Consider the following 13,096-nt stretch of genomic DNA (forward strand, 5'->3'; position numbering starts at 1 on the left):
GCTTATCCCGCCCTCACCCCGGGGGGTGCCGTTCGGGGTGTTGACGGGGTGTGTCCAGCCCGTATGGCCCATCGAAGCCCTGTCCGAACCGGTGTTGACGAGGTGTTCAAGGGAGTAGCATCCGCGCATCGGGCCGGGGACGATCAGCCCGATCGCTTGATGTCCGTACGACGCTGACGTCTCGGAGGAAGAATGCAGCCGACCGCCACGGTGCTGGTCTACAGCGATGACTCCAACACCCGCGCACAGGTGCGGCTCGCCACCGGGCGCAGGCCCGCACCGGACGTGCCCCTCGTCGAGTTCATCGAGTGCGCGACGCCGGCCGCCGTCATCAGGGAGCTGGACAAGGGCGGCATCGACGTCTGCGTGCTGGACGGCGAGGCGGTGCCGATGGGCGGCATGGGGGTGTGCCGGCAGATCAAGGACGAAATCTTCAACTGCCCGCCCGCGCTCGTGCTCATCGGGCGCCCGCAGGACGCCTGGCTGGCCACCTGGAGCCGTGCCGACGCCGCGGTGACCCTACCGGTCGACCCGGTGGAGTTCGCCGCCTCACTGGCCTCCCTGCTGCGTCGCGTGAACCTGCTGAGCGCCTGAGGAACCCGCGCCCCTCGGGGCGCGGCCTCACACGCTCTCGGGGCGCGGCCTCACACGCTCTCGGGGCGCAGTCTCGCGCGCTGGGCCGGGCTCGGGGCGTCCGGGGATCCGCCCACGAGGGCGCTGCCGTCGCGCCAGTTCTTCCAGGCGAGGTTCCAGTCGCCGAAGCCGTTGCCGAACGCGTCCATCGTCTTGCCCTCGGAGTTGACGACCTTGACGATGTCGCCCTCGTTGAACGTGTTGAAGAACCACTCCGCGTTCTCGGTGCTCATGCCGGTGCAGCCGTGGCTGACGTTGGCGTACCCCTGGGAGCCGGTCGACCAGGGCGCGGCGTGGACGTACTCACCGCTCCAGGTGACCCGGGTCGCATAGCGCACCTCCAGGTCGTAGGAGTCCGAACTGCCCTCGGCGATGCCGATGCTGGTACCGCGCATCCGTACGAGGGACTCCTTGCCGAGCACGACCTTGACGCCGTTGCGGGTGTCGAAGCCGGGCTTGCCCGTGGTGACGGGGATCTCCTTGATGTCCTGGCCGTTGCGGTAGACGGTCATGGAGTGGGTGGCCGCGTCGGTCAGGGCGAGCAGGCTGTCGCCCGTGGTGATCTTCACAGTCTTGGCGCCGCCGCCCCACAGGCGTTCGCCGATCCTGATGCCGGCGAGGTTGCTGTGGGCCGTCACGCTGGCGTGGGCGGGCCAGTACTCCTTGGGGCGGTAGTGCAGCGTCTTGTCGTCCACCCAGTGCCAGGCGCCGTCCACCGCGGGGATGGAGTCGACCCTGAGGGCGCGTTCGACGATGGCGCGGGCCGCCTTGTCCTTGACGGGGGCGCTGAGCTCGGCCGTTATTGGCTGTCCGACGCCGTACTTGCCCGTCTTGGGCCCGAACTCGACGTTCAGCAGCTTCTTCGTCTTCGGCGTACTGGTGTCGAAGCCGATGACCTTGCGGCCGGGCGCGCCGTCCTCGTCCTCGGTGCTCACGCGCACCGTGTAGTGGGCTCCTGCGGCGAGAGGCGAGGTGCTGTGCCAGCGGCTGCCGTCGGCGGCCAGTTCGCCCGCGACATAGCGTCCTGACGCGTCCGTGGCGGTCACGTCGGTGATGCGCCCGCCATCACTCTCGGAGGTGATTTCCAGGGGCTTGTCGGGGTCGACCTTGGCCGACTTCTTGCTGTCTCCGGAGAGGCCCTTGAACGAGATCTGTCCCGCCGCGTCGTACGGCTTCGCCGAGAGCGGGTGGTCGTCGGAGCCGCAGGCGGTGGCGCCCGCTCCGAGGGCGACCACCAGCGCGGTGCAGCTGACGACCGTGCGGATTCGCGGTGAGTGGTTCATGAGCTCACGTTATGAACGCTCGTCAAGCACGGCGCGCCGAGTGAGCCGACTGAGGGACAGAAGTCGCGGCAAACGAGGGAGCCCGGACTCTCCTGACGGAGTGTCCGGGCTCCCGGGCGTTCAGCGCGTGCTACTGGGTGCGGTTCTCACCGTGGTAGTACTCGAAGACCCAGCCCCACAGGCCCAGCGCGATGAGCGGGGCCGAGAAGTAGAGCAGCCACCAGCCGAACACGACGGACGTGAAGGCGAGCGCGCCACCGACACCGAGCGAGAGCGGCTGCCAGCTGTGCGGGCTGAAGAAACCCACCTCGCCGGCCTCGTCCGCGACGTCGGCCTCCTTGTTGTCCTGTGCCAGCTGGTCGACCCGCCGGGCCGTGAAGGCCAGGTAGTAGCCGATCATCATGCTGAGGCCGAAGCCCATGAAGAGGGCCGTGGTACCGGCCGGCTCCTTGGACCACACGCCGTAGACGATCCCCATGACGAGGATGAACACGGCCAGCCAGAGGAACATCTTGCCTTGGACCTTCACTTGCCGGCCTCCTTGCCACCAGAGAGGGACGCCGAACCGTGACCGGCGTTCTCGAGCTGGTCGAGAGCGGCGATCTCCGGGTGGTGCAGGTCGAACGCCGGGGATTCACTGCGGATCCGCGGCAGGGTGAGGAAGTTGTGCCGCGGCGGCGGGCACGAGGTCGCCCACTCCAGCGAACGGCCGTAGCCCCACGGGTCGTCGACCTCGACCTTCTTGCCGTACTTCGCCGTCTTCCACACGTTGTAGAGGAACGGCAGGATCGACAGGCCGAGCAGGAACGAGCTGATCGTCGAGATCGTGTTCAGCGTGGTGAAGCCGTCGGCCGCGAGGTAGTCCGCGTAACGACGCGGCATGCCCTCGGCACCGAGCCAGTGCTGCACCAGGAACGTGCCGTGGAAGCCCACGAACAGCGTCCAGAAGGTGATCTTGCCGAGACGCTCGTCGAGCATCTTGCCGGTCATCTTCGGCCACCAGAAGTGGAAGCCGGAGAACATCGCGAACACCACGGTGCCGAAGACGACGTAGTGGAAGTGCGCCACCACGAAGTACGAGTCGGACACGTGGAAGTCCATCGGCGGCGAGGCCAGGATGACGCCGGTCAGACCACCGAAGGTGAACGTGATGAGGAAGCCGACGGCCCAGAGCATCGGTGTCTCGAAGGACAGCGAGCCCTTCCACATCGTTCCGATCCAGTTGAAGAACTTCACGCCGGTCGGTACGGCGATGAGGAACGTCATGAAGGAGAAGAACGGGAGCAGTACGCCACCGGTGACGTACATGTGGTGCGCCCACACGGTCACGGAGAGACCGGCGATCGCGATGGTCGCGCCGATCAGGCCCATGTAACCGAACATCGGCTTGCGCGAGAACACCGGGATGACTTCGGAGATGATGCCGAAGAACGGCAGGGCGATGATGTACACCTCTGGATGGCCGAAGAACCAGAAGAGGTGTTGCCAGAGCAGGGCTCCGCCGTTTGCCGCGTCGAACACATGCGCACCGAATTTTCGGTCCGCCTCCAGCGCGAACAGCGCCGCCGCGAGGACGGGGAAGGCCAGCAGCACCAGAACCGCGGTGAGCAGGACGTTCCACACGAAGATCGGCATACGGAACATCGTCATGCCGGGAGCGCGCATGCAGATGATCGTGGTGATGAAGTTGACCGCGCCGAGGATGGTGCCGAAGCCGGAGAAGGCCAGACCCATGATCCACATGTCCGCGCCGATGCCGGGCGAGCGGACCGCGTCCGAGAGCGGGCTGTAGGCGAACCAGCCGAAGTCGGCCGCGCCCTGCGGGGTGAGGAAGCCGCCGACCGCGAGCGTCGAGCCGAAGAGGTACAGCCAGTAGGCGAACATGTTCAGCCGCGGGAACGCCACGTCGGGCGCGCCGATCTGCAGCGGCATGATCCAGTTCGTGAAACCGGCGAACAGCGGCGTCGCGAACATCAGCAGCATGATCGTGCCGTGCATCGTGAACGCCTGGTTGAACTGCTCGTTCGACATGATCTGCAGTCCGGGACGCGCCAGTTCGGCACGCATCAGCAGCGCCATGACGCCACCGACGAGGAAGAACGCGAACGACGTCACGAGGTACAGCGTGCCGATCGTCTTGTGGTCAGTGGTGGTGAGCCACTTGATCACGACGCTGCCGGGCTGCTTGCGCCGTACCGGCAGCTCGTTCTCGTACGAGTCTTCGGCTGCGTCGGCACCCTGGGGTTCGTTGAGGATGCTCACAGGTTGTTCGTCTCCCGGTTCTTCTCGTGGCCCGTCTGCTCAATGCCGGCCGGGACGTAACCGGTCTGTCCCTTGGCCGCGAGCTGCTTGAGGTGGGCCTCGTAGCGCTCGGGGGAGACGACCTTCACGTTGAAGAGCATCCGGGAGTGGTCGACGCCGCACAGTTCGGCGCACTTGCCCATGAAGGTGCCCTGGTGGTTCGGGGTCACCTGGAAGGCGTTGGTGTGCCCCGGGATGACGTCCTGCTTCATGAGGAACGGCACCACCCAGAAGGAGTGGATGACGTCACGCGAAGTGAGGACGAAGCGGACCGTCTTGCCCTCGGGAAGCCAGAGGGTCGGACCGGGATTGCCCGTCTGCGGGTTCTTCGTGGCGGGCGTGCCGACGTCGTAGACACCGCCGGCGTTCGCCGGGAAGTCCTTCTTGAACCGGTCCGGAATGGCGGCCAGGTTCGGGTCGGTCTTGGCGTTCCCGGAAGAACCGGGGACGTTCTCGATGTAGTTGAAGCCCCAGCTCCACTGGAAGCCGACCACGTTGACCGTGACGTCGGGCTTCGGGCTGAGACTGAGGAGCTTCGTCTCGTCACGGGCGGTGAAGTAGAACAGCACCGAGACGATGATGAGCGGGACCACCGTGTACAGCGCCTCGATGGGCATGTTGTACCGGGTCTGCGGAGGAACTTCGACCTTGGTCCGGCTGCGCCGGTGGAAGATGACGCTCCACAGGATCAGGCCCCAGACCAGCACGCCCGTAGCGAGCGCGGCCGCCCACGAGCCCTGCCAGAGGGAGAGGATCCGCGGAGCCTGCTCCGTGACCGGGGTGGGCATACCAAGGCGGGGGAAGTCTTCCCAGTTGTACGAGCAACCAGTGGCTGTCGCCAGGACCAGGCCCGCAGTCATTGCCTGCAGCAGCTTCCGCCGCATCGGGCGCCGCGGCGAGCGGTCGGAGCCGTTGGGACTCACGTAGCGCCTTCCCGAGAGTCTCGCCCGCGCTGTTGGCTGCGGCCTTCTCGCTGGTCGGTCGCCGCCCTGCGTCGGGCAGGGGTTTGGATGTTTATGCGGACCAAACCCTACTGGACGCTATTTGGGGTCGCGCGGGGAGGGTGCCCAACGCGCCGCCCGACTCCCCGAAGGAGTGCTGTTTCGCCTACAAGGCGATGTCAGAGTACCTGGAATGCCCCAGTCCGGATGGCTTCTGACGCCCCCTCCGGAGCACGGGCTAGCGTGGTGACGTGTCCTACTTCGACGCCGCGTCCGCGGCTCCGCTGCACCCCGTCGCCCGACAGGCCCTCCAGGCCTCGCTCGACGAGGGGTGGGCCGATCCCGCCCGTCTCTACCGTGAGGGCCGGCGGGCCCGGCTGCTCCTCGACGCGGCCCGCGAGGCGGCGGCCGACGCGGTGGGCTGCCGCCCCGACGAACTGGCCTTCACCACCTCCGGCACCCGAGCGGTGCACTCCGGGATCGAGGGCGCCCTGGCGGGTCGGCGGCGCGTCGGAGACCACCTGATCGTGTCAGCCGTCGAACACTCGTCGGTACTCCATTCGACAGACGCCCACGAGGCGTCGGGCGGCGCGGTGACCCGGGTTCAGGTCGACCGCGCGGGCCGGGTGTCCCCCTCTTCCTACGCCGCGGCCCTGCGCCCCGACACCGCGCTGGCCTGCCTCCAGTCCGCCAACCACGAGGTGGGCACGGAGCAGCCGGTGGCCGAGGTGGCACAGATGTGCCGGGAGGCAGGGGTGCCCCTGCTGGTGGACGCGGCGCAGTCGCTGGGCTGGGGGCGGGTGGAGGGCGCCTGGTCCCTGCTGACGGCAAGTGCCCACAAATGGGGCGGCCCTTCGGGCGTCGGACTGCTCGTCGTACGCAAAGGGGTACGGTTCGCGCCCCAAGGGCCCGCGGACGAGCGGGAGTCGGGGCGGGCGGCGGGGTTCGAGAACATCCCGGCGATCGTGGCCGCGGCGGCTTCGCTGCGTGCCGTCCACGCGGAGGCGGCCGTGGAGGCGGTGCGGCTGCGTGAACTGACGGAGCGGATCCGCGCACGGGTGCCCGCACTGGTGCCGGACGTCGAGGTGGTCGGCGACGCGGTCCACCGGCTCCCGGGGATCGTCACCTTCTCCTGTCTCTATGTCGACGGAGAGACTCTGCTCCACGAACTGGACCGCACGGGCTTCTCGGTCTCCTCGGGCTCGTCCTGCACGAGCAGCACCCTCATCCCCAGCCATGTCCTGAAGGCCATGGGCGTCCTGAGCGAGGGCAATGTGCGGGTGTCGCTGCCGCCCGGCACCTCGGAGGAGGACGTCGACCGCTTCCTGTCGGTCCTCCCGGGCGTGGTCGCGGGGGTCCGCGAGAAGCTGGGGGCGCCGACGGCGGTGACGAAGGTCCCCGCCTCCGTCGACACGCTGGTGGTCGACGCGCTGGGCAGGCGCTGCCCGATCCCCGTGATCGAACTGGCCAAGGTCATCGGGGACGTGCCGGTCGGCGGCACGGTCCGGGTCCTGTCCGACGACGAGGCGGCCCGCCTCGACATCCCCGCGTGGTGCGAGATGCGGGGCCAGGAGTACGTCGGGGAGGAGCCGGCGGACTGCGGCTCGGCCTATGTGGTCCGCCGGCTGTCCTAGCTGTCCCGGCTGCCCTGGAACCTGACCCGCGAGCCGGGCCGGAACCTCCACCCGGGCGGGGCGGACTCCCGCCTCCGCCCGGGCGAGCCGGTCCCTGGCCTCCGTGCGACGGAGGCGGGCCCGGACCGTGGCCTAGGAGAGGTGCGCCCGAACCTCGGTGGCGGCCTCGTGGCCGTACGCCTTGGTGAAGCGGTCCATGAAGTGGGCGCGGCTCAGCTGGTACTCCTGGGTGCCGACCGTCTCGATGACCAGGGTGGCGAGCATGCAGCCGACCTGGGCGGCGCGCTCCAGGGAGACACCCCAGGCGAGACCGGAGAGGAAGCCGGCGCGGAACGCGTCACCGACACCCGTCGGGTCCGCCTTGAGCTCCTCCTCGGGGCAGCCGACCTCGATCGGGTCGTCGCCGGCGCGCTCGACACGGACACCGCGCGAGCCGAGGGTGGTCACCCGGTGGCCGACCTTGGAGAGGATCTCCTCGTCGGTCCAGCCCGTCTTGGACTCGATGAGCCCCTTCTCGTACTCGTTCGAGAAGAGGAACGTCGCGCCGTCCAGCAGGACCCGGATCTCGTCGCCGTTCATGCGCGCGATCTGCTGCGAGAAGTCGGCGGCGAAGGGGATCGCGCGCGAGCGGCACTCCTCGGTGTGGCGGAGCATCCCCTCGGGGTCGTCCGCGCCGATCAGGACGAGGTCGAGACCGCCGACCCGGTCGGCGACGGCCTTGAGTTCGATGAGGCGGGCCTCGCTCATCGCGCCCGTGTAGAAGGAGCCGATCTGGTTGTGGTCGGCGTCGGTGGTGCACACGAAGCGAGCGGTGTGCAGCACCTCGGAGATGCGCACGGAGGCGGTGTCGACGCCGTGCCGGTCCAGCCAGGCGCGGTACTCGTCGAAGTCGGAGCCCGCCGCCCCGACCAGGATCGGACGGGTACCGAGCTGGCCCATGCCGAACGCGATGTTCGCGCCGACCCCGCCCCGGCGGACATCGAGGTTGTCGACCAGGAAGGAGAGGGAGACCGTGTGCAGCTGATCGGCGACCAACTGGTCGGCGAAACGGCCGGGGAAGGTCATGAGGTGGTCGGTGGCGATGGAGCCGGTGACTGCGATACGCACGGCTAGGACACGCTCCTGCGAGGGGAGGGGATTGACACTTAACGCTACCGGGTCCGCACACGACCCCTGAAGGGCCAAAACTACCCGATAGTAGATCTTTCTTCGTGGCGGCAACGGTGCATACGGTTCCGGTATGACGAACCTCAAGGTCCATGACACCGCCCCGCTCGGCCCGGTCAGTGACCTGGAAGGCGATCTGGCGTCGCTGCGCGGCGACTGCGCCCGGATGGCCGGCCACTGGTCGGCTCCCGCACCGGTCCCTCCCCTCCACGTCTCCCTCTCCCTCATCCACGGGGTGACCGTTCCGCCCACCTCGGCACGACTGCTGGACGCGATGTCCGACTACGGCGACTGACCGGCGGCGGCCCGAGCGGTGCCGCCGTACGGGTGAGAGCCCCGGCGGCGCCGAACGGGTGAAGACGGAGTGCGCTCGCAGGGAACCGTGCGCTCCCCCGCTGCGTCCCATCGCTGTCCCCCGTATAGGGGATGCGCTATACGACCCTGGAGAGCCCGTCATTGACAGGGCCGGGTCATGGGAAAGCAGTGGAGCCGAAGGAGCGATGCGGTGAGCACCGAGCGACCCGACAACGACGCGACCGAACCCGTCGAGGGTCACGCCAGGGGTCCCGTCGAGGGCGCCGTCGCGGGTCCCGCCGGGGAGGTGGCCGACGGATCTGTCGGCAGCCCCGCCGAGGACACCACCGACGGGACCACCGCGGATTCCGCCGAGGTACCCGGCGAGCGTTCCCCCGAGGGGACGGTCGAAGGCCCCGCCGAGGGGACGGTCCAGGGTCCCGGCGAAGACGCCGACGCGGGTCCGGGCGAAGGCGCCGTCGAGGGTGCCGCCCAGAGGCCGGGCGAAGACGCCGACAAGGGTTCTGGCGCGGGTCCCGGCGAAGGCGTTGTCGAGGGTGCCGACGCGGGTCTCGGGGGTCCCGGCGAAGGCGTTGTCGAAGGTGCCGACGCGGGTCCGGGCGCGGGTGCCGTCGAGCGCCGTACGTCGGGCCGCGACGAAGTGTCCGGCGAGGACCCCGGCGAGGGTGACAGCAAGAGTCCCGTCGCGGGTCCCACCGAAACGGCAGCCGCTGAGAGTCCCCTCGAAGGCGGTGCCGACGACAGGCCCGTCGAAGACGGTGCCGCGGGCCTCACCGAGGGCAGTGCCGAAGGGCACGCCAAGGGTTCCGTCGCGGGCAGCCCCTCGGAGGGCTCCCCCGACGAACACGGCGACGGCTCCCTCGGAGGTCCCCTCCAGGGAATCGTCGGAGGTCGCGTCGAGGGTGCCGGGGCTGGTGGGGCGCGTCGGCGGAACACCCCGGCGGTCGTCGCCTCGGTCGTCGCCGCTGTGCTGCTCGTCGGGGGCGGCGGCGCGTACCTCGCCGCGACCGCGTCCGGCGGCAGCCGTTCCGGTGCACCCGGCGCCGACGGCACTCCCCCTCGGCTCGCCCTCGACGGCTACGCCGCGAACACCACGAGCACCGGGGCCACGGGCGGTACCGCCGGCATCGCGCCCGGCGAGCCCAACCCCTACGGCACGACCTACCGCGCGGACGGCACACTCCCCACCGGACCGAACTCGGCGCACGTCCAGTGGGCCGAGGGCAGGGTGACCCGGGCCGAGGTGGCCCGGCTCGCCAAGGCCCTGGACCTGGCGGGCACTCCCCGGCTCGTCGGGGACGCCTGGACGGTCGGCACCGCCAAGGACGGCGCCGAACCGAACCTGCGGGTGAACGCGGACGCCCCGGGGACCTGGACCTTCAGCTCCTACATTCCGGGGACCGACAACTGCGCCAAGGGCAAGATGTGCCGGCCGATCGGCTCCGGCTCCCTGACCGACTCCGCGCCGCCCCCGGTGAGTGAGGCGGCGGCCAAGAAGGCGGCGGCGCCCGTGCTGAAGGCGGTGGGCCAGGACGACGCGAAGCTGGACGCGAGCCAACTCATGGGCAGCGTGCGGGTGGTGAACGCGGACCCGGTGGTGGGCGGACTGCCCACGTACGGGTGGACGACCGGCCTCCAGATCAACGTGGAGGGTCATGTCATCGGCGGCAGCGGCCAGTTGAAGACGCCGGTGGAGGGGGACGCGTACCCGGTCGTCGGCGCGCGGAAGACGCTGGACCTGATGAACGGGTCGGCGTCCGCAACGGGCGACCGGCGCATGGGCATCGGCGGCTGCGCCAGCCCCGTACCGCTGAAGGACCGGGACGAGATGCCGTGCGAGCACCCGACCCCGGCACTGAAGCCGGAGTCGGCGACCGTCGTGAAGGCCACCTTCGGACTGGCGGCGCACCGCGCGAACGGGCGGCAGGCACTGGTGCCGTCCTGGCTGTTCGAGGTGCGGTCGCCGGGCGCGGGCGACACCTACACCGTGACGCATCCGGCGGTCGACCCGAAGTTCCTGGCCTCGCCGGAATCCTCGGCGCAGCCGAGTCCGGATCCGACCCTGCCGTCGACCGAGCCGTCCTCGCCGGCGGCCACCCGTGACGTCGACGTCCAGGGCTACACCGCGGACGGGAAGGACCTGACGGTCGGCTTCACCGGCGGGGTGTGCTCCGACTACACGGCGTCGGCGAGCGAGAGCTCCGGCAAGGTCACGGTGACCGTGACGGAGAAGCCCTGGAAGAACAAGATCTGCATCTTGATCGCCAAGATCTACAAGAAGACGGTGCACCTGGACGCCCCGCTCGACGGCCGCGAGGTCGTGGGGACGGACGGCAAGGCGATCCACCACGGGGACTTCGACATCCCCCAGACGTCCGGAACGGCGTCGACCGGGTCCCGGTAGCGGCTGCCCGGTCCCGGATACGCGAAGGCGGCGTCCCTGTCGGAGGGGGACGCTGTCTTCGTCCGTACCCGGCGGTACGCACGCGTTCGGCCGGAGCCGTGAGCCGCGGGCTCGGCTCGGTGGCAGTCGGGTCCGGCTGAACACGGGCCCGGAACGGTCTCGGGCCCCGCCGGTCCCGGACTAGCTGAAGGAGTCGCCGCAGGCGCAGGAGCCTGTCGCGTTCGGGTTGTCGATCGTGAAGCCCTGCTTCTCGATGGTGTCCACGAAGTCGATCGAGGCGCCGCCCAGGTACGGGGCGCTCATGCGGTCGGTGACGACCTTCACACCGTCGAAGTCCTTGACGACATCGCCGTCGAGCGAACGCTCGTCGAAGAAGAGCTGGTATCGCAGGCCGGAGCAGCCACCGGGCTGAACGGCGACGCGCAGCGCCAGATCCTCGCGGCCTTCCTGGTCGAGCAGGGCCTTGACCTTGGCCGCGGCGGCGTCGGACAGGATGATGCCGTCGCTCACGGTGGTGGTCTCGTCCGATACGGACATCTGCTTCTCTCCCGGGTTGTACGGAGACTGCTTGCCGACGGTTGCAACCGGCGGGGCCGCGGATTCATTCCGGGGCCGAGCTCATGTCTTGTGCCTTCTCTCTTCATGCTCGCACATACGCCCGCGCACGAACACCGGCCTGTGGACAACCCCACGGACACCCGGGTGTCACCCGCCGGAGAGGCGACCGGGATTCACGTCACATGGACGCTATGGCCATCGTCAACGTGACGTGAAGCGGTTATGATAGATAGCGTCAATTCGACGAAAAGGCATCGTTCCGCCGGGCCCGCTCCTTACGAGCCCGGCGAGCCGCAGAAACAGAAAGGGTGCGTGTCGTGACCACCGCCCAGACCCAGGACCTCGACGTACAGCCGACGCCCCTCGCTCTGCTGCTGCTCGGCCGCCAGGCCGACCCGAAGAGCGAGCGGGGCGTCGAGTGCCCCGGCGACCTGCCCTCGCCGTCCGACCCGGACCTGGTCGAGCGCGCGCGTGCGGCCAAGGAGAAGCTCGGCGACAAGGTCTTCGTGCTCGGCCACCACTACCAGCGCGACGAGGTCATCCAGTTCGCGGACGTCACGGGTGACTCCTTCAAGCTGGCCCGCGACGCGGCGGCCCGTCCGGAGGCCGAGTACATCGTCTTCTGCGGTGTGCACTTCATGGCGGAGTCCGCCGACATCCTCACCGGCGACGCACAGAAGGTCGTCCTGCCGGACCTCGCCGCGGGCTGCTCGATGGCCGACATGGCCACCGCCGAGCAGGTCGCCGAGTGCTGGGACGTGCTGACCGAGGCCGGCGTGGCCGAGCGGGTCGTGCCCGTCTCGTACATGAACTCGTCCGCGGACATCAAGGCGTTCACCGGCAAGCACGGTGGCACGATCTGCACGTCGTCGAACGCCCAGCGGGCCCTCGAGTGGGCCTTCGAACAGGGTTCGCAGGTGCTGTTCCTGCCCGACCAGCACCTCGGCCGCAACACCGCCGTCCGCGACCTGGGCATGTCCCTGGACGACTGCGTGGTCTACAACCCGCACAAGCCGAACGGCGGGCTGACCGCGGAGCAGCTGCGCGGCGCCAAGATGATCCTGTGGCGCGGCCACTGCTCGGTGCACGGCCGCTTCAGCGTGGACTCGGTGAACGACGTGCGCGAGCGCATCCCCGGCGTCAACGTCCTCGTGCACCCCGAGTGCAAGCACGAGGTCGTCGCGGCGGCGGACTACGTCGGTTCCACGGAGTACATCATCAAGGCCTTGGAGGCGGCCCCGGCCGGCTCCAAGTGGGCGATCGGCACGGAGCTGAACCTCGTACGGCGCCTGGCGAACCGTTTCGCGCCCGAGGGCAAGGAGATCGTCTTCCTCGACAAGACGGTCTGCTTCTGCTCGACGATGAACCGCATCGACCTGCCGCACCTGGTGTGGACCCTGGAGTCCCTCGCCGAGGGCAACCTCGTCAACCGCATCGAGGTCGACAAGGAGACCGAGGCGTTCGCGAAGCTGGCGCTGGAGCGGATGCTGGCGCTGCCGTAACCGTGTGTCACGCGTGGCCGCCGTGGACCGTGAGTCGAACGTCGGCCGTCGTGGATCCGAAGTCACGGGCAACGGGCGCCCCTCGGCATGAGGGGCGCCCCTTGTCGTCGGGCCGTCAGCAGTAGAGGTTGGCTCCCGGCGTGACGCCGAGGATCGATGTGAAGCGCTGGTAGGCGTCCACGCGGCTCTGCACCTGTGCGGGGTTTCTGCCGTCGCACTCCAGCGAGCCGTTGATGCTGCGGATGGTCTGGCCGAAGCCGGCGCTGTTGACCATCGCGTTGTGGGGGGTCATGGTGCCGGGGCCCGACTGGGTGTTCCAGTACCACAGGCCGGTCTTCCAGGCCACGGCCGAGTCGTT

12 protein-coding genes are annotated in these 13,096 nt (G+C 69.2%); 5 read left to right on the plus strand and 7 right to left on the minus strand.

The features are described from left to right. Positions 1-192 precede the first annotated feature (192 nt). Positions 193-594 (plus strand): response regulator, encoded by a 402-nt coding sequence (locus ACZ4N5_RS17670; protein WP_467757965.1) that lies wholly within the window; start codon positions 193-195, stop codon positions 592-594. A 50-nt stretch (positions 595-644) separates the two neighbouring features. Here ACZ4N5_RS17670 and ACZ4N5_RS17675 read toward each other — a convergent pair whose 3' ends face one another. From ACZ4N5_RS17675 to ctaC, 4 genes are all read right to left on the minus strand, one after another. Beyond that, a complete protein-coding gene (locus tag ACZ4N5_RS17675) occupies positions 645-1,916 on the minus strand; it encodes a L,D-transpeptidase (RefSeq protein WP_467757966.1) in 1,272 nt (423 codons plus the stop codon). A gap of 130 nt (positions 1,917-2,046) precedes the next feature. Then, on the minus strand, positions 2,047-2,445 hold the full coding sequence (locus ACZ4N5_RS17680; protein ID WP_467757967.1) for a cytochrome c oxidase subunit 4: 399 nt from the start codon (positions 2,443-2,445) through the stop codon (positions 2,047-2,049). Continuing rightward, positions 2,442-4,178, minus strand: coding sequence for an aa3-type cytochrome oxidase subunit I (gene ctaD / locus ACZ4N5_RS17685; RefSeq protein WP_467757968.1), 1,737 nt, complete (start codon positions 4,176-4,178; stop codon positions 2,442-2,444). The genes ACZ4N5_RS17680 and ctaD overlap by 4 nt, the downstream gene beginning before the upstream one ends. Beyond that, positions 4,175-5,140 carry an aa3-type cytochrome oxidase subunit II gene (gene ctaC / locus ACZ4N5_RS17690; protein ID WP_467757969.1) on the minus strand — a complete coding sequence of 322 codons (966 nt, stop codon included), beginning with the start codon at positions 5,138-5,140 and terminating at the stop codon, positions 4,175-4,177. Before ctaC ends, ctaD begins: the two co-directional genes overlap by 4 nt. A gap of 269 nt (positions 5,141-5,409) precedes the next feature. Here ctaC and ACZ4N5_RS17695 point away from each other — a divergent pair, with 269 nt between their 5' ends. Next, positions 5,410-6,792 carry an aminotransferase class V-fold PLP-dependent enzyme gene (locus tag ACZ4N5_RS17695; protein WP_467757970.1) on the plus strand — a complete coding sequence of 461 codons (1,383 nt, stop codon included), beginning with the start codon at positions 5,410-5,412 and terminating at the stop codon, positions 6,790-6,792. A gap of 132 nt (positions 6,793-6,924) precedes the next feature. Here ACZ4N5_RS17695 and ACZ4N5_RS17700 read toward each other — a convergent pair whose 3' ends face one another. Further along, complete coding sequence (locus tag ACZ4N5_RS17700; RefSeq protein ID WP_467757971.1) at positions 6,925-7,899, minus strand: carbohydrate kinase family protein; 975 nt, start codon at positions 7,897-7,899, stop codon at positions 6,925-6,927. Positions 7,900-8,032: 133 nt separating this feature from the next. Here ACZ4N5_RS17700 and ACZ4N5_RS17705 point away from each other — a divergent pair, with 133 nt between their 5' ends. Together ACZ4N5_RS17705 and ACZ4N5_RS17710 are read left to right on the plus strand one after the other, a co-directional pair. Further along, positions 8,033-8,254 carry a hypothetical protein gene (locus tag ACZ4N5_RS17705; protein ID WP_328555959.1) on the plus strand — a complete coding sequence of 74 codons (222 nt, stop codon included), beginning with the start codon at positions 8,033-8,035 and terminating at the stop codon, positions 8,252-8,254. A 210-nt stretch (positions 8,255-8,464) separates the two neighbouring features. Beyond that, entirely contained in the window at positions 8,465-10,678 is a 2,214-nt protein-coding gene (locus ACZ4N5_RS17710; protein WP_467757972.1) for a hypothetical protein, read from the plus strand. 180 nt (positions 10,679-10,858) lie between these two features. On the opposite strand, the gene ACZ4N5_RS17715 is transcribed toward ACZ4N5_RS17710, so the two are convergent. Further along, a complete protein-coding gene (locus tag ACZ4N5_RS17715; RefSeq protein WP_010987443.1) occupies positions 10,859-11,215 on the minus strand; it encodes an iron-sulfur cluster assembly accessory protein in 357 nt (118 codons plus the stop codon). Positions 11,216-11,553: 338 nt separating this feature from the next. Between ACZ4N5_RS17715 and nadA the strand changes: the two genes are divergently transcribed. Continuing rightward, a complete protein-coding gene (gene nadA / locus ACZ4N5_RS17720) occupies positions 11,554-12,738 on the plus strand; it encodes a quinolinate synthase NadA (protein WP_467757973.1) in 1,185 nt (394 codons plus the stop codon). Between the two features lie 115 nt (positions 12,739-12,853). Here nadA and ACZ4N5_RS17725 read toward each other — a convergent pair. Continuing rightward, a partial coding sequence (locus tag ACZ4N5_RS17725) for a chitinase (protein WP_467757974.1) occupies positions 12,854-13,096 on the minus strand: 243 nt, incomplete at its 5' end.

The sequence above is a fragment of the Streptomyces sp. NPDC026500 genome (genome assembly GCF_055567635.1).

Bases quoted from the DNA above. Each gene is read 5' to 3' on its own strand.
- ACZ4N5_RS17675 (WP_467757966.1), bottom strand. From the start codon at position 1,916: ATGAACCACTCACCGCGAATCCGCACGGTCGTCAGCTGCACCGCGCTG.
- ACZ4N5_RS17715 (WP_010987443.1), bottom strand. From the start codon at position 11,215: ATGTCCGTATCGGACGAGACCACCACCGTGAGCGACGGCATCATCCTG.
- ACZ4N5_RS17670 (WP_467757965.1), top strand. From the start codon at position 193: ATGCAGCCGACCGCCACGGTGCTGGTCTACAGCGATGACTCCAACACC.
- ACZ4N5_RS17705 (WP_328555959.1), top strand. From the start codon at position 8,033: ATGACGAACCTCAAGGTCCATGACACCGCCCCGCTCGGCCCGGTCAGT.